Raw genomic sequence first — 19,678 nt, 5'->3', positions numbered from 1 at the left:
AGGTCCAGTTGATCAGAAAGACGCGAGTGATAAGGTCAATATTGACCTGAACGTGACTGCGACCGATAAAGATGGCGATAGCATAGACGGCACATTGGATATTACCCTTACTGATGGCAGTAATGCCGCGGGTGGCGATGACGGTGTGCTAACACTGGCTGAAGGCGATTTGGATGTTGACGGTAATGGTGTTGGTGTTGGTGTTGGTGTTGGTGGTACTGATACCACTTACCCTGCATCACAATCTGGCTCGTTTGTGATTCAAGCGGGTGAAGATCGTCTTGTTCCTGATTCAATTGTTATCGACCCTGCTTTGCAAGCTGCGTTAATCGCAGAGCTGGAAGCTGAACTAACCTCGGGTGGAGAAGCGCTGAGCTTTAGCGTCGATAGTGACGGCAATCTTGTTGGTACTTTACCAAGCGGTGTTGTTGCGGTGACGGTGTCTTTATCTGGCGAGCAGCAAGGTCAAGACGTGAAGGTTACAGTGAGCATCACGCAGAATGTCCCGTTAGACCATAACGGTTCAAGTGATGGTGGTTACGTAACTTTTGACGGTGACAATATTCACATCAATGTGCCAGTGCAAGCGACCGATACCGACGGTGATGATTTAGATGCGCCAGCTAATGTAGATATCACGATAACAGATGGTGCAAATCCATCGTTTGGTACTGATTCTGGTGTAACAATTAATGAGTCAACAGACGAAAATAAGGTAATTGAAGGTCAGATCCCGCTGAATGTGGGTTCTGATGAAATCGCGACCATCGCATTCCAATCAAATCAACCAAGTCTTGCTGGCATTACGAGTAATGGTCAGGCGACTACATTCACGGTTGTCGGTAATACATTAACGGTACTGGATAGCGCAGATAAACCAGTGATGACAGTGATCATCGCGACTGACGGTTCGTATAAAGTCACCGTGACTGGTCCAGTTGATCAGAAAGACGCGAGTGATAAGGTTAATATTGACCTGAACGTTACAGCGACTGATAAAGATGGCGATAGCACTGCCGGCACATTGGATATTACCCTTACTGATGGCAGTAATGCTGCGGGTGGCGATGAAGGTGTGCTAACACTGGCTGAAGGTGATTTAGATGTTGACGGTAATGGTGTTGGTGGTACTGATACCACTTATCCTGCATCGCAATCTGGCTCGTTTGTGATTCAAGCGGGTGAAGATCGTCTTGTTCCTGATTCAATTGTTATCGACCCTGCTTTGCAAGCTACGTTAATCGCAGAGCTAGAAGCTGAACTAACCTCGGGCGGAGAAGCGCTGACCTTTAGTGTCGATGGTGACGGCAATCTTGTTGGTACTTTACCAAGCGGTGTTGTTGCGGTGACGGTGTCTTTATCTGGCGAGCAGCAAGGTCAAGACGTGAAGGTTACGGTGAGCATCACGCAGAATGTGCCGTTAGACCATAACGGTTCAAGTGATGGTGGTTACGTTACTTTTGACGGTGACAACATTCACATCAATGTGCCGGTGCAAGCAACCGATACCGACGGTGATGATTTAGAGGCGCCAGCCAATGTAGATATCACAATTACTGACGGTGAAAATCCTTCGTTTGGTACTGATTCTGGAGTGACAATTAATGAGACCGATGATAAAGGCGAGACCATGTCTGGTCAGATCCCATTAAATGTGGGCTCAGATGCGATTGACAGCATTGTCTTCCAAGCAGCGCAACCAGGATTAACTGGCATTACGAGTAACGGCGCAGCGACCACGTTTACGGTTGTTGATAATATATTAACCGTGCTCGACAGCGCGGGCGATACGGTGATGATCGTCACTATCGCGACGGATGGTTCATACGAAGTAATTGTCACTGGTCCTGTTGATCAAAGTGACAGTGAATTAACCAATATTAATTTGGGTGTGACAGCGACCGATAATGATGGCGATAGCACTGACGGCACACTGGCAATTAGCCTCACTGATGGCAGCAATGCCGCAGGTGGAGATCAAGGTAAGCTAACACTGGCTGAAGGTGATTTAGATGTTGATGGTAACGGTGTTGGTGGTACTGATACCACTTACCCAGCATCACAATCAGGTTCGTTCGTTATTAAAGCAGGCGAAGATAGCTTAGTGCCGAGTTCAGTCAAAATTGACCCTGCATTACAAAGTAATTTAATCGCAGAACTGCAAGATGAACTGACATCGGGCGGCGAAAAACTAACCTTTACAGTCGATGGTGACGGCAATCTGGTTGGTACTTTACCAAACGGTGTTGTTGCGGTTACAGTGTCTTTGTCTGGCGAGCAGCAAGGTCAAGACGTGAAAGTCACGGTAACCATCACGCAGAACGTCCCGTTAGATCATACTAATACTGGCGACATCGGCGGCTACATAACGTCCGCTAATGATGAAATTCACATCAATGTGCCAGTGCAAGCGACCGATACCGATGGTGATGATTTAGATGCGCCAGCTAACGTAGATATCACGATAACAGATGGTGCAAATCCTTCGTTTGATACTGATTCTGGTGTGACAATTAATGAGTCAACCGAGAAAGGCAATACAATTTCAGGTCAGATCCCATTAGATGTGGGCTCAGACACGATTGACAGCATTGTCTTCCAAGCTGACCAACCTGAATTAATTGATTTAACAAGTAATGGCTTACCAACAACGTATGTAGTGGCAGGCAGTACAATTACTGTTTATGACAGTGCTAGTAAGCCTGTAATGATAGTAACTGTTGATACCGATGGCTCATATGTGGTCACGGTCATTGGGGCTATTGATCAAAACGGTGCGAGTGATAGCATTAATATCGATTTGGCAGTGACAGCAACCGATAAAGACGGTGATACATCGAATGGTTCAATGGATATTACTATTACTGATGGTGATGATGCCGCAGGCGGTGGTTCAAGCTCTATTGAATTAGCAGAAGGAGATCTTGATACCGATGGCGTAGGGACCTCTTATCCTGCAACGAATTCAGGTGATTTTGAACTTATCGCGGGTGCAGATCGCTTGATTCCTGATTCTGTTGAAGTTGACCCTTTACAACTTAGTGCCTTGATGGTGGAGTTGGCGTCTGAGTTGACTTCTGGCGGTCAAGCGTTAACCTTCTCTTTAAATGCTGACGGAGACATTGTTGGTCGATTAAATGGCCAAGTTGCATTGACGGTCGAACTGTCTGCGGCACAAAACGATCAAGATCTGACTGTGACTGTCGAAATAACCCAAAACATCCCATTAGATCACTACAATAGCGGTGATACTTTGGGTTACGTTACTTCTGAAAACGATGAAATTCACATTAAGGTACCGGTTCAGGCAACCGATACTGATGGTGATGATCTGACCAACTCCGTTAATGTTGGCATCATTATTAAAGATGGCGAAGATCCATTCTTTGACACTGAATCTGTACTTGCCGTTAATGAAACATCGGATAAAAATGTTGCAGTAGAAGGGCAACTGAATCTGGATGTGGGTTCAGATGCTATTGCAACGTTAGTCTTTGCTGAAACTCAAATTGATCTCGCCGACCTTACCAGTAACGGTAATGATACAGACTATAAAGTGGTAGATAACACCATCACATTATTTGATAGCAATAATCAGCTAATTATGGTTATCACTGTCGATACAGACGGCAAATATACCGTCACAGTAACTGGTCCCATTGATCAAGGAGATAGCCTATCGACTGATTTGAACTTGGGTGTCATAGCGACCGATAAAGACGGTGATCCAGCATCAGGCGAGATGAAAATCAGCATTACTGATGGCCTGAATGGTAGCGGTAATGAAACTGCTAATGTGGAAATTACTGAGCCTGATTTAAGTCCAAGTGGCTATCCAGTGTCAGCTGAGACTGATATCACGCTGAAGGCAGGTGAAGATCGTCTTGATGTCAACACCGTCGGCATTGATGACACAGGAACATTAATTGCTGAGCTAGAAGCAGAATTAACTTCTGGTGGTGAACAACTGGTATTTACACTCGAAAATGGTGTGCTAGTTGGTAAGCTTCCAAATGGTGACATTGCAGTTAGCGTGACCGTGACCGCGGTTCAAGCTGGTCAAGATGTTACTGTGACAGTAAAAGTCGATCAACTTCTCCCTCTGGATCATAACGAGTTGGGGAATAGTACGGGATATGTCAGCGAAAATGGTGAAAGTATTGCAATCAATGTTCCTCTGCAAGGTAAAGATACCGATGGTGATAGCTTAGATAACCCTGCGGTTGTTACGGTAACGATCAAAGATGGTCAATTGCCATCATTTGGTGTTGATACTGGTATTTCTCTGAACGAAGAAACTCAAGAAGGCAAAGTTATCTCAAGCAGTATTGTTGTTGATACGGGCAGTGACGAGATTGCATCTATCGTATTTGATGATGCAAATATGCAATCAGGCTTTGAAAATGTCACCAGTAATGGGCTTGCAACGGCAGTTGAAGTGAGTGGTCAGGTATTACTACTGAAAGACAGTGATGGTAAGACTGTACTTGAAGTCACTATTAATAACGGTGGTTCTTACACGGCGAAAATCACCGGAGAGTTAGATCAAGATATTAATAACCTGCTGAACTTACCAATCAAAGTACTCGTAACAGATGATGATGGCGATACTGCTAGCGGCACCATTAACATCAGAGTGACTGACGGCAGCGATGCGAAAGGCGGTGAAAGTGGTGTAATTAGCATTACGGAAGGTGATTTAGATACCTCTGCTGGCGGTACCACTTATCCGGTGACCGGGTCAGAGACATTTGCAATAACAGCAGGTGAAGATCGTCTCGATCCAACAACAGTGACGTTTGATCCCCTTCAACTTAGCGACTTAATAGATGAGCTTAAATCCGATTTAACCTCTGGTGGTCAAGATCTTATATTTGCTGTTAATGCTGAAGGTAAGTTGGTTGGTACGACAATACCTGGTAATGAGATAGCGTTGATCATCTCACTGAAAGGTGAGCAAGTTGGAGATACTAATGTTAATGCAACTTTAGAGATTGAGCAGCGTTTACCTCTTGATCATGACACGACTGACATTTCTGGTTTTGTAACATCTTTTGGCGATAACATCAGTATCAAAGTCCCCGTTCAAGTTACTGATAGTGATGGCGATAGTCTTGAAGCACCTGCGAATGTCACCATTAGTATTGCGGATGGTGAGGAACCGAAGTTTGGTTTAGATGATGGTACAAATATTATTGAGACTGAAGCCTCTCAAACGGTCCAAGGGGAAATCGATCTAGATTTAGGCAGTGATAACATTGGCAGCGTTGATTTCCTCACGACACAATCCTCACTTAATGATGTAAAATCCAATGGACAAGATACCCGTTACTCCGTGAATGACAATGTTATTACCGTCGTGATTGATGGTGCTCCAAATGATGGTCAACCTGTGTTGACTATCACGATGAATAAAGACGGTACGTATACTGTTAAGCAAGATAAAGCATTAGAACAAGACAATAATAACGGGGATAGTATCAAGCTTGAACTGGATGTAACAGCGACAGACTATGACGGTGATACAAGCAATACAGGGCAGCTGGTCATTAACATTACAGATGGTCTGAATCCATCATTTGATACCGATTTAGGTGTCATCATTAATGAAACATCAGACAAAAATGATGTGATTTATGGGCAAATCCCACTGAATGTGGGCTCTGACGCTATTGATACGATTGCGTTCCAATCTTCTCAGCCGAGTTTAACAGGTATCACTAGTAACGGTGCTGCAACTACTACTGTGGTATCAGATTCTGGACGCACTCTTACAGTATTCGACAGCAGCAATGCTCCCGTAATGACGGTGACGATAAATACAGATGGATCGTATGTAGTCAAAGTAACGGGTCCCGTTGATCAAAAAGACGTTAGTGATTTAGTGAAAATAACCCTGAACGTAACGGCAACTGATAAAGATGGTGACACCACAAACGGTTCAATGAATATCAATATAACTGACGGTGAAAATGCTGTTGGTGAGCAAGGAAATATTGATATAACAGAGCCAGATTTAAGTCCTGATGGCTATCCAATAAAAGGCAATACAGAAATTGCAATAACAGGTGGGGAAGATCATCTTGATGTTTCAACTGTAGGTTTCGACCCAAATAAAATAGCAGCATTGATTACAGAACTAGAAGCAGAGTTAACATCAGGTGGCGAACAGGTTGAATTTAGCAATGATGTTAATGGTGTTTTAGTGGGCACTGTTAATGGTGTTGAAGTTATCACGATAACGTTAGTCGCAGTGCAAGATGGTCAAAATGTTAATGTGGCAATTGAGGTTATACAAAGTAAACCATTGGATCACAATAAATCAGGTAATAGCTCTGGGCTTATTAGCATTGATGACGACAGTATTGCCATCAATTTACCTATTCAGGGTAAGGATACCGATGGTGATGATCTTGGTGATACTGCCAATGTGATTGTAACGATCAAAGATGGCCAATTACCATCATTCGGTGTTGATTCTGGAATTTCTCTGAATGAGCAAGATCAAGAAGGCAAAGTTATCTCGAGCAGTATTGTTGTTGATACGGGCAGTGACGAGATCGCATCTATCGTATTTGATGATGCAAATATGCAATCTGGCTTTGATGGCGTCACCAGTAATGGGCTTGCAACGACAGTTGAAGTGAATGGTCAGGTATTACTGCTGAAAGATAGTGAAGGCAAGACGGTACTTGAAGTTACCATTGGTAATGATGGTAATTACACGGCGAAAATCACTGGCGAGTTGGATCAGGGGGCTGATAACCTGCTGAACTTACCAATCAAAGTACTCGTGATAGATGATGATGGCGATACTGCTCGCGGCACCATTAACATTGACGTTGTAGATGGCAGTGATGCAACCGGCGGCGAAGGTCACGCAATGACTGCAGTTGAAGGGGATCTTGAAACGCCAACGGGCGGAACGACCTATCCTAAAACAACGTCAGATTCTTTTAAGGTAACGGCAGGAGAAGATCGCCTCGACCCAACATCAGTGAACATCGATTCGACACAAAGAAATGCATTGATTGATGAATTGGAGTTGGAGTTAACGTCGGGTGGTGAAAAGTTAGACTTCGTGCTCAGTGTAGATGGCTCGACTTTAGTCGGCACCACGACTGGTGGAGATGTAGCTGTAACTATCACACTATCGGGTACTCAAGCGGGTGACGATATCAATGTGAATGTTGAGTTCAAGCAGCACCTACCACTGGATCATAATAAACTAACAGATAGTGATGGTTTTGTTAAGGTCGGTGATAATACTGATGAGATTACCATTCGTATTCCTGTACAAGCGAAAGACACCGATGGTGATGATTTATTAACGCCTGCTGAGGTAGATATAACCATTCAAGATGGTGCAGATCCTGTCTTCGGTCTTGATAGTGGCACAACGATTACAGAAACAGAAAATAGCCAAACGGTATCAGGTTCTATTGAGCTTGATATAGGTAGTGATGCAATTGAGAAGGTTGAGTTTGAGGCTGTGCAGGCATCACTTGATGGCTTAACCACTAACGGTCAAGCAACAACGTACACCGTTAATGGTGATGTGATTTCGGTAACGATTGACGGCGGTACAAATAATAATGATCCAGTGCTTACCATCACCATGAATAACGATGGTACGTATGCAGTTAAGCAAGATGAACCACTTGATCAAGATAGTACAAAAGAGGACAAGATAGATCTGAGCTTAGGTGTTACTGCGACCGATAAAGATGGTGATGTTAGTAATATCGGTAAAATCATTATTAGCATCAAAGATGGTCAAGATGCAACTGGTGAAAATGTTACTGCAAACCTAACGGTTGTAGAAGGCGATCTTGAAAACCCGGCTACAGATAAAGCGTACCCATCAACAGGTGCGGGTAGCTTTACGGTTGAAGCCGTGAACGATAATTTGGTTGCAAATACGATGCGTATTGAAGACTTAGTGCAAACTGAGCTCTTAACTGAGTTGAACAGTCTGACATCAAATGGTGCGCCATTAACGTTTACGCTAAGCGTTGATGCCTATGATGTCATTACTATTACGGGCATAACACAGACTGGCAGAACAGAAATTTTACAGATAACACTGACGCCAACACAAGAAACGAATGGTGATGTCAGCGTAGCGATGACCATTGAACAAAGTGGTCCACTGGATCACAACAATGGCTCGGGCGATTACGTGAAAGTAGGTGACGATGCTATTAATGTCCGTATTCCAGTTCAAATGACGGATTCTGATGGCGATGATCTTGATAAACCGGTGAATGTTAATGTCACTATTACTGATGGCGATGATCCCAAATTTGGTGTAGACAGCACTGTTAATTTAGAAGATGGAAATAATGCAGGGCTCGTCAAAGGTCAAATAGATGTCGACACAGGTAGTGACGAGGTTGTTAAGGTGTACTTTGACAATACGCAATCTTCGTTAAATGGTCTAACCAGTAATGGTGGAGAAACCAGCTACACGGTGAGTGCTGATGGCAGTTCGATTGTTGTCACTCTAGACAGTAAGCCTAATGTAGTGGTCATGAACATCACTGTTGATATCGACGGTAACTATACAGTTCAGCAAAAACAACCGATTGACCAAGTTGACGACCAAGCGGGTGATAATGAAAACATCATTCTTAATGTATTAGCAGACGATAAAGATGGTGATACCAGCGCGCCGGGCCATATTAACATCGTGGTCAATGATGGTACTAATGCAGGTGGTGGCCAAACAGGTACTATTACAATTACTGAAGGTGATTTGACACCCGAAGGTATTGAATCTCCTTATCCTGTAATAGGCAGCACTACTATTAAGGTTGATGCAGGTGTGGATCGATTAGATCCTAATTCTGTAGAAATCGATAGCAGTACTATTGAGGCATTAATTACAGAACTGCAAAATGAATTAACGGCGGGTGGTGAGGATATTGCGTTCACCTACAACGAAAATACGGGCACATTAACAGGTGTAGCCGCAGGTGTTGTAGTGATGACCGTGGTTGTTAGTGCTGTGCAAAGAGCTAATGGTGATGATGTAGATATCACCATTAGCATTAGACAAAATCAACCGCTTGATCATAAAGATGGCAATGCAGACGGCATGGTATCAACGGATGGTGACAAGATTAGCATCAAGGTGCCTGTTCAAGTGGCAGATACCGACGGTGACAAATTAGATAAAGGTATTTCCGTTGATGTGACTATCAATGATGGTACTGATCCAGTGATTACTGGTTTTGAGTCGATGTCTGTCAATGAAAGTGCTTTGAATGGTAATAACCAAAACCATCAAGGTTCAGATCCATCAAGCAAAGACGAAAAATCGAAAGGGAAAATTACTGTTGATAGCGGTAGTGATGAAGTTACTGACTTCGTTATTGATGTTGCGACCTTTAATCAGCAAAACGCTGGTGTGTTAATGTCGGATGGGCAGCAAATCACACTGTCTTACAATAGTAACAATAGTAACAATGGTAATTACATCGGTAAGGTTGGCAATACGACTATCTTTGTGATTACACTGAGTAATAGTGGTGAATATAAGTTTATTCTTAGAGGTAATGTTGACCACAAAGAAGGTGGTGCAACTGATGATGAACTAATAATTACTCTACCGGTACAAGCTATTGACCAAGATGGTGATAAGAGTAATACCGTTAATGTACCTGTTACGATTAAAGATGATGAGCCAACTGCGACTGATATTACCTTAAATATGGTTGAAGGTAGCACGTCTACATTAGAGGATGTGTTATCAATAGTAGGTGAAGGTGCGGATGATGCAACCGTGACCGCATTGATTGTCGACGGTGTTCGTATTCCTTTAGATACATTACCAAAGTCTGGTGAGTACTATCAGTATGAAGTCAAAGATGGTGTCACTGTTCTTGGAATATTGTTGATTACAGCTGAAGGTGAAACGTACTTCAGTGCTAATGGTGATCTAGACCATGCTATTGAAGATATAACGAAACTCATTGATGTGGAAATTACCGATGGTGATGGTGATACTGATACGAGTAAGATTACGTTAGAAATCAGCGATCAAGACGCCAAATTAACAACGCAAAATAGCACTGGCCTAGAAGATAACGGCAGCGCTTCAGATACGATTGCTTCAAATTACCACGGTATTACCATTAATATGGATATCAATGTAGGGGATTTAGACCGTGGTGAAGCGGTGGGTAATGTAACGATTACTGCTCCAACACCCGCACATGGTGTATTCATATACGATGATGGTAATGGCACTATCATCACTTTAGCTTATACCGATGGAAAGGTGACTATTCCTGCTGCTGCATTTGAGCTTCAAGCCGATGGTGTCACTTATACACTAGGTGGTGTGACATTTTTACCTGATTCTGACTTCTCGACAATAGGTTCTGACTTTACGATAGATGGTGGCAAACTCACCTTCGATGTAAGTGCTGAAATCGTCAATAGTGATGGTTCTACTCATCCAAATATGGATGGGAAATTCACTATTTCAGTTGATGGTGTAGCAGATATTCCAACGTGGGATGATGCCAATACTACCTACCATTATACAGTGACGGAAGATACGGATAACGTTGACTTGAACTTGACTGCCGTACTTCAAGATGATGATGGCTCTAATACGAGTTCAGAAGATCTGTATTACTTCATTACGATCATAGCAGGTGATGGCACGTTAGTGGGTGACAACCTAGTCGAAACATCGATTGGTTCTGGTATCTATAAAGTGGCTGCTGCCGATATCGGCTCTGTGCAAGTCGACCCTGCAGATAACTTCAGTGGCGACATTAAATTGGATGTATACGCGCAGAGTGAAGAGCGTGACAATCATAATACGGCTGACTCTGTACATAAAGAAATCATCATCAATGTCAATCCCGATGCTGATGAAGCAACCATGAAAGTGAAGCGTATTGAATCAGATGAAGATGTTCTGATTAACTTGAAAGATCACATATTATTAACTCCTCAAGACGATAATACTGATAATTCAGAGAGTCTTTTTGTGCGTATATCAGGCTTACCGACAGGTGCTATCTTGCTGCTTGGTGGGGATATACAAAATATAGTTGATGGTGAGGATTATTACGAAGTGAAATACGATGCTATTGATGGTCTGCAGCTAAAACCAACACCAGAAAGTAATGTTGATTTCACCTTTACTGTCGAAGGTGTAGTAAAAGATACTGCCCCAGTAACAGAGCCTAATGGCACGACGACAGAAGTGGTGAATGAATTTGTTACTGGTAGTCAAACAATTGAAGTTGACTTAACGGGCGTTGCGGACAAACCTAGTTTTGAATTAGATACTTCCACTTGGACCCCATTACCTGATGATCGCATAGGACTTGAAACAACGATTTCAGAAGATGGTGAAGCTAAGTTTGATTTTGGCGTGATTTCTGGAGAAATTGCCAAGATTCCAGATGGTATTACAGACACTTCAGAAACCTTATCCTTGGTGATCTCGAATATTCCTGAAGGCGTTAAGATCTTTGATGCGAATGGTAATGTACAAGCACTAGTGTATGTCGGTACTGATGACAATGGTAATCCGAGATACGAAGTGAAATTGAGTACGCTGAATGGCATCACAATAACGCCACCACTACACAGCACGCTTGATATTGATCTCGCTGTGCGCTTAGTCGTGACAGAGAATGACGGTGACAGTAAATCGTTTGACGGTAACTTGGTTGTCCATGTTCTTCCGGTTATTGATGCGCCGCTTACATATACCACAGAGTCAACCGGACTTGAAGATGGTCTTATTGAATTGAATTGGAAGCCTGAACTCACTGACAGTAAAGAAATGATTATTGGTCTGGAGTTTGCTGATGTTCCTGATGGGTATTATTTGCTCATAGGTACTAAACAGTTTATTCCTGTTGATGGAAAAATCACCTTCTCGAATGACCCTACATTTGATCCTGCAGAATCAATATACCTAAAAGCTCCTAAAGATTCTGATGTTGACTTCATATTGAAAACGAAAATTACAGTCATTGAAGATGATGTTGATTCATCAGCGGACGCTAAGGAAACCGAAATAGTAGGCATACTTAATGTCAACATTGATGCTGTTGTGGAAGACGATGGAATATTAGCAATTGTAGAAACTGACGTTGACGGTGTTGTTACGTATACAAATAGCATTACCAGTGATGCAAATGGTGTAATCGACATCAATGTTAATACAACAGGTGACCAGACGTTTACGGGCGGTTTAAGTTTTATCGAAGATGATTTAAGCAGTAATGAAGTGATTGAAAAAGTCATTATTACGTTCGTCGATGCTGATGGTAATACGATAACCGATCAAGCTGTTTTGGATCAGTTTTTTGTGGCGGGAGGCATAAACAATGGTGATGGCAGTTGGACCGTACCTAAATCTGAATTAGGTAATCTGAAAATTACAGCAACAGAAGATCAGGTCTCAACCGTTTATGTAAAAGTTTCAGCTGAGATTCGCGACCTGGGTGATAACAGTGAGAGTGATTCGAGCAACACTGTGATAAAAGACGCAAATATTGAACTTGAATTCATAGGCTCCTCAGGTAGCACCCTATTAGCAGGAAATATCGATGTTGATAACGATGTGATCATCATTGGCACCGAAGATACCCGTCTTAATTTTGGTGACCAATTAGATGCATTCATTTCTGTCAACATTACAGACTCTGTCAATCATGATGTATTCACCTTAGTGATTAGCGCTGACGACCTACCCGCTGGTGCGTCAATCACGGGCACTGAATATAACTACGAAACCGGTGAATATGTATTTAATGTGACAGTTGGCCCAGATGGTAAAGTTGATCTTTCTGCGGTTGGTATGTCATTGCCGAAAGACTTTGCCGGTGATTTTGAGCTTGACGTTAAATACGTGACTACTGACACCGTGAGTGGTGATGTGAAAGAAGTGACTGATACTATTCCTGTGCAAGTGACTCCTGTTGTCGATATTCCCGGTAATTCACAAACAGGTGATAATACGCCGGAAATCAAAATTAGCGTCGTTAAGACCAGTGGATTAGACACTGACAAACAGCCAATAACAGATGGTAGTACAGATCAAGAATATGAAAAAGTCGCGTATGAAGATGGTGATATTACGCTTGATTTGAGTGTGGTGCTTGCTGATAGCAGCACCTCTTTAAATGAAGGGTTAGAAACGGTAACGTCAGTTACTCTGACGGTTGATGCAGCTCAAGGCTTCTTTGTTGCAACTGATGGTTCATTAGTTTCTGAAATTACGCTACCAGCAAGTGAATTGGGCAATATTCAATTCCGTCCTGTGGAAGATTTCAGTGGTTCAGTCAGTGTTGGGGTGAAAGTCGACATTACGGATACGGCAGACTTCGATAAAATTGGTGGTTCAGCAACTGATACCGGCTCTTACACGACTGATGTGAACTTTGAGGTGGTGGCCGTTAACGACGCGGTGAACTGGACCGGCACCGATAAAGTGGTGATTGGTCAAGAAGATGCTGGCGGTGTGTCGCTTGTTGGTATTGGTGGCTCTATTGTCGATGTTGATGGTTCTGAACAAATTCTGTCGATGAAACTGACGGGGGTGCCAGATGGTTTCACTATTGAAGGAGCGGCAAATAACAGTAATGGTGAGTGGAGTATTTCGCTACCATCGGGGCAGACTACTTTCAACTTAGATAATATTAAAGTAATTCCACCTGAGAATTTCAGCGGTAAAGTTGAATTAAATGTGGTGGTTTACAGCAAAGAAGATTCGTTAACGGAAGTGGTTGAGCATTCAACCAGTATCACCATTGACGTGCAACCAGTGGCTGACCGTGTGGATACTGATGTTGAAACAGAAGCATCGGGTACAGAGAACGATACGGCAGGCATTGATTTAATCCTAAATGTAGAAGCTTTTGATGATGAAGATAGTTACGACGGCTCAGACGCAAATGTGACAGAAAAAGGGCCAGAAGGCTTACAAATCACCTTGAGTAATGTGCCTGATTCTAGCTCGATTACTCTACCTGATGGTGTGGCGGGTAGCGTGACTAACATGGGTGGTGGTATATGGGTTGTGACTGTTGAGTCTTCCGATATTGATAAGTTGATTTTCCACCCTGGTGATGCGAACAGTGCGAATTGGGACGGTAATATCAATGTTGATATCCGCGCTGTGGATAACGGTGTTGTAGCCGAAGATAGCATCGCGATAGATAAAACTATCCATATCGAGGTTGAAGCTGAAAATGATGCACCGGTTAATGTTCTCCCAAGTGATTTAACTGCTGATGAAGATGTGCCGCTATTAATTACCAGCTTGAAAGTGGTTGATGTTGACGTTAATGAAACGGTTGGTAGTAAAATGACCGTCACCCTGAATGTTGGCAATGGAACAATAAATGTGCCAGATAGCTTTGACTGGGCTGCGTTAGGATTGACCGTGACAGGTGAAGGGTCGAAGGAATTAATCATTACGGGCAGCCTTGATGACATCAATGCGCTACTCGCGAGTGGTGTGGAATATACGGGTGATACTAACTTCAATGGTGACGATACCCTAGTCATGACAACAAACGATCAGGCGAATTCAGGAACGGGGCCAGCAGAAGGCTTAACGGATACCGACAGCATTACGATAACAGTTAATCCTGTGAATGATGCACCAGTAAATACGGTACCTGATTCTGTGACAGCAGTAGAAGACTATAACGGTACCGTGATTACAGGAATGCAGATAAGTGATGTTGATGTTGATGTTGGTGAGACGGGCTCAACGAATGCTATGTCTGTCACACTCAGTGTGGTTAACGGTATTTTGAGTGTTGTTATTCCTGATGGAAGCAGTGTTACTGTGACAGGTCAGGGAACTGACTCTGTGATAATTACAGGCTCAATGGATGACATTAATGCACTATTGAACAACGGTGTCACCTATGAAGGTGACGATAATTACAGCGGTGTTGATGAGCTGACCATGACGACCTATGATGGTGGTAATGTCGGCTCAGGTAATGAGCATACGGCAACCAGTAAAGTACCTGTAACGGTAACACCGAAAGCCGATGCACCAACCTTATCACTGGATAATAGCTTTATTCAGACCGCAGCAATTCGTGGTTCGTTAGGCACAATGATTCCGTTACTTGGTTTGATAGCAGCGTTAACCGATACCGATGGTTCTGAAACCCTGAGTATTATGGTTAAAAATCTTGCTGGAGGACAGTTGGTCAATAGCAATGGTGATGTCATTGCTGGAAATCAGAATGACGGTTCATGGATTATCACTAAAGAAGATTTTTCTGATTTAAATGTTATTGGGTTACCTGAAGGTGAGAACAACTTAGAAGTTGTTGCGGTGTCAGAAGAAACCTATGGTAGCAAAGCGGAATCAACCCCTGTGGATATCAATATTGTGGTCGATAACCTCGCTAATACGGGTAATCAGATAGGAGGTTCATCTAACTCTGATGCAGCAAACTTGGTGATTGATAGTAGTGCTGAAGCAACACTATTGGGCGGTGCTGGCAATGACATCTTAATTGGTGGTACGGCATCTGATATTCTCATTGGTGGTGCGGGTGACGATATTCTTTGGGGCGGTATTCAAAATGGCTCTGGTGATGGCGTTAAAGATACCTTTGTATGGCAAACCGGAGACTTTGGAACGGCAGGTAATGCGGCTACAGATAACATCATGGACTTTGAAGTGGCCTTCGATACCATTGATTTAACAAATGCTTTCAGTTCATATGACGCTATGTCGCTGAGCGATTTGAGTAGTCTTATCAAGCTGACGGGAAATGGCGCAGATTCGACGCTTGAAATTTACGATGACCAAGGTGGTTTAGTTCAAAATATTGTGCTCAATGGTGTGGCTGAATCAGTGCTTTTAGGGAATGATCCTGCAGGCATGTCTAATGAAGACAAATTAGGTGCATTACTTAACAGTGGACAACTTGATGTTGCCGATAATTTTGGTAATGGAGACAGTAATAGTTTAAATGCAGGTGATAGCGGTGAGAGCCTATACGGTTTTGATGGGAGTGATACGTTAATTGGTGGTGATGGTGCAGATATTCTTTCTGGTGGTGAAGGTGATGATATCTTAACCGGTGGTAACGGTAGGGACTTGTTTACGTGGGAAGATAGTACCTCTGGCATTGATACGATTACTGATTTTACACTGGATGAAGACCAACTTGATTTATCGCAAATATTATCTGATGGTGATGATGATAAATTTACCATGGAGGATTTATTAGCCCACAAAGATTCTGGCGATTTGGCGGCAAGCTTTGATGCAGATGGAAACGTAAATCTTACCGTTAAAACAGAAGAAAATCAGGAACAAAATATTGTGCTTCATCACATCGATTCTGCCAGTTTTGGTGGTGTTAGCGAAGCTGATATTTTGAATCAATTATTCAGTCACGATGCTTTTAAGGTTGATCCTAACTCTTAATTCTCCATACATCATGAACAAGGCGAACCAATTTAAGGTTATAACAGCTCGGTTTAAGCTGTTTTAAATTGGTTCGACTTGAGATTGGGTATAATAATTGATTACCAACTATTGGAGGGAACTTCATTTTTTTCAGATTTTTTTATGTCTATAACAGTACTATATATCTAAAGTAATACTATATATCTAAAGTAATACTATATATGTACTTATAACACTATAAGTCAGTCACACTGATTTTACCTGCCAACTTAGTAATTGTTGCTTGTCCTATCCCACTTACACTAGCTAAATCTGTCGTCGTTATAAATTCACCGTTGTTATCTCGCCACTGTATTATCTTTGCGGCTTTATAAGCGCCAATACCGGGCAGCGCGGTAAGCTCGGATTCACTGGCGGTATTAATATTGACCGGCATTAATAGCGTATTTGCCGAACTGGCAGAATGACTGAGATCAAATGCGGTTGTTTCGGTTGACTTATTTACTGCTAAGTTTATGGATGCAGGTTCCGGCATTGTAATTTGCTCTGCGTTGGCATGAGAAAATATCAGTAGAGGTGCGGTAACAGCAATGTACAATGCGATACGATTCATTTTTTTTAACATTTATATTCCTTTATAGTGATAACAATTAATGTTTCTTTCAGAATTTAAATGTAGTAATAATCTGTCTTTTTGTTATCAACAAACCCCTTGTTGTGCGAGTTATCACATCTTTGATTAAGGAACTATATGCATGTTCAAATTGGTAGTATGAGGAAAGTATTAAGTATTCAGAGGGCGTTAATAAGGTGCTATTCACGGGGGGGGGATTAGAACAAGCACTGCATTTAATGAATTCGTCATTGTTCAATAAAGTGCAGTACTCAGATAGGCAATAGTCAGTTATCGCTTAGTGCTATTTATTATCACTTTTTTCTTTTGGCATGTAGCGGTAAAGGTAGGCCACAGTTAATATCGTGAAGGCTAACATGATACCCAATACGCCAAAGACTTTGAAATCAACCCATAGCTCTTCTGACATGTTGAAAGCAATATAATGGTTCAGACCTGCAAGCGCGAGGAAAAATATCGCCCATGCAGCGTTTACACGCGCCCAAACAAACTCAGGTAACACCATTTCTTTACCAAGCATTTTTTTAAGTAGGTTTTGCTTAAAGGCATACTGACTAACCAATAAGACAATTGAAAATAAGCAGTAAATAACCGTTACTTTCCATTTGATGAAGCTGGAGTCCTGCGTGAACAAGGTTATACCACCAAACACAGTCACCATCGCAAACGTGATTAATTGCATTTTTTCAACTTTACGATATTTAAACCAAGTAAAGAGCAGGGTACATGCTGTTACTACGATTAGCGCTGCGGTTGCGGCATAAATGTCGTACATTTTATACATGATGAAAAAGACGATCAGGGGAATAAATTCATTAAATTGTTTCATAAAGTTTTTGGCTCACGGCTAACGATTAAACTTAGTTTATCATGAAAATCGCAGATATAAAAAAACAGCCTCATAGTGAGGCTGTTTTTACATTTCTTTAAATCAATTTTAATTGGCTACTGACTATATTTTTCTAAGTCTGACTAACTCTGTATTAAACAGTCGCAGCTACTGGTTTTTGATTGTTAGTTTCTTCTGTAACAACTTGGCCTTCTGCACCGTGCATCCAGTAAATTAGTTTACGCGCTGATGCAAATAGGATTAGTGATGAAATCACAGCGGCAATCGCAATACCACCAAAGATCGCCATTGGACCTGCTTCACCAATTTGCGAACCAATCATGCCGGCAACTTTATTGGCAATCGCGTTAAAGCCAAACCAAGCGCCCATCATCAGTGATGCTAAACGTAGCGGCGCTAATTTAGTGATCATAGACAGACCAATTGGAGAAAGACATAACTCACCCATGGTATGGAAGAAATAAGCACCAACTAACCAATACATGCTGGTCTTAACGGTTAAATCGCCACCTTGCTCTAATGTTGCAAAGATCATGAACACAAAACCAATGGCTAGCATCAAGAGTGCCATTGCAAATTTCACCGGAGATGTAGGTTCTTTAGGACCCATCTTAACCCAAATCATACTGACGATTGGCGCACAGGTAATAATGAAGAACGGGTTTAATGATTGGAACCAAGCTACAGGTACTTCAAAGCCACCAATCATACGGTCAGTATAATCATTTGCATAAAGGTTCATCAGACCACCGGCTTGCTCAAAGCCTGCCCAGAAGATGATAACAAATAGACCTAAGATTAAGATCACTTTAAGGCGGTCAACTTCAATAGCCGTTAACGTCTGTTTTTTACCATTGTTTGCAGCACGTTCTTTTTTAGCGGCTGCTTCTATACCAATGTTACCAAGGTATTTATTAGCAAATAGTTTTTGTAACACAACACTGAGTACCATGGCGATACCAGACATTAAGAACCCGTACTTGTAATCGCCCGTGTAGACAACAACAGCACCAACCATAATACCGGATAAGAATGCGCCTAAGTTAATACCCATATAGAAGATAGTAAATGCGCCATCACGACGGTTATCACCTTCTTCATATAAGTCACCAACCATGGTTGAGATGTTTGGTTTAAACATACCGTTACCAGCGATGATGAATGCAAGACCTAAGTAAAGGCCTGCAGTAGGGCTGAGTGATAATGCTTCGACTGGTACGAACAAAAGGAATTGACCCACTGCCATTAACACACCACCAATGATCACACTTCTACGCTGACCGAGGAAGTTATCTGCTAACCAACCACCGATAAGGGGGGTGATGTAAACTAAACCTGTGTAGGTACCATAAAGAGAAAGGGCATCTGCTTGAGTCCAACCTAAACCAGCCATACCACCTTGGTAGTTAGGGTCGGTTAATAATGCTGCCGCTTGTTGGTCTTGAGTAACTGAGACTAGAAAAAGAACAAGAATTGCACGCATGCCGTAATAGCTAAAGCGTTCCATCATTTCTGTACTGAACAAAAGGAATAAACCTTTTGGGTGACCCATAAATGTATCTGAATTATTAGGATTCATAATATCGCCTGTGTTGTATTTTTGTATTTGTTTTTTATATTTATAATTTTATGCTGACAAATTATCTTTTATCAGTCCATTCATTCTTTTATATCCCTTTTGGTAGAGAGTCACAAGCGTAAATCTTAATTGTACGAGCTGAATCACCTAAATTGGAGTTATTGTTCTACATACGTGCTGCTTATG

Annotated in this window: 4 protein-coding genes; 1 reads left to right on the top strand and 3 read right to left on the bottom strand. The window is 42.2% G+C overall.

Annotation, left to right across the window (positions count from 1 at the left end; translation table 11 throughout):
• Positions 1 to 52: 52 nt before the first annotated feature.
• The gene (locus tag CXF93_RS15080; RefSeq protein ID WP_232784229.1) at positions 53 to 16,447 is read left to right on the top strand and encodes a hypothetical protein; all 16,395 of its coding nucleotides are present in this window, start codon (positions 53 to 55) and stop codon (positions 16,445 to 16,447) included.
• A gap of 217 nt (positions 16,448 to 16,664) precedes the next feature.
• Here the strand turns inward: CXF93_RS15080 and CXF93_RS15075 are convergent, their stop codons facing one another.
• From CXF93_RS15075 to CXF93_RS15065, 3 genes are all read right to left on the bottom strand, one after another.
• Positions 16,665 to 17,054: a ComEA family DNA-binding protein gene (locus CXF93_RS15075; RefSeq protein ID WP_101063289.1), complete on the bottom strand. Its 390-nt coding sequence runs from the start codon at positions 17,052 to 17,054 to the stop codon at positions 16,665 to 16,667.
• Between the two features lie 292 nt (positions 17,055 to 17,346).
• A complete protein-coding gene (locus CXF93_RS15070) occupies positions 17,347 to 17,892 on the bottom strand; it encodes a septation protein A (RefSeq protein WP_101063288.1) in 546 nt (181 codons plus the stop codon).
• Positions 17,893 to 18,046: 154 nt separating this feature from the next.
• On the bottom strand, positions 18,047 to 19,492 hold the full coding sequence (locus tag CXF93_RS15065; protein WP_101063287.1) for a peptide MFS transporter: 1,446 nt from the start codon (positions 19,490 to 19,492) through the stop codon (positions 18,047 to 18,049).
• Positions 19,493 to 19,678: the final 186 nt, after the last annotated feature.

Origin of the sequence: Moritella sp. Urea-trap-13 (assembly GCF_002836355.1) — a bacterium.
Taxonomy (GTDB): domain Bacteria; phylum Pseudomonadota; class Gammaproteobacteria; order Enterobacterales; family Moritellaceae; genus Moritella.
Note: the sequence above shows the minus strand (reverse complement) of the source record. Positions and strands in the feature narration are given on the sequence as shown.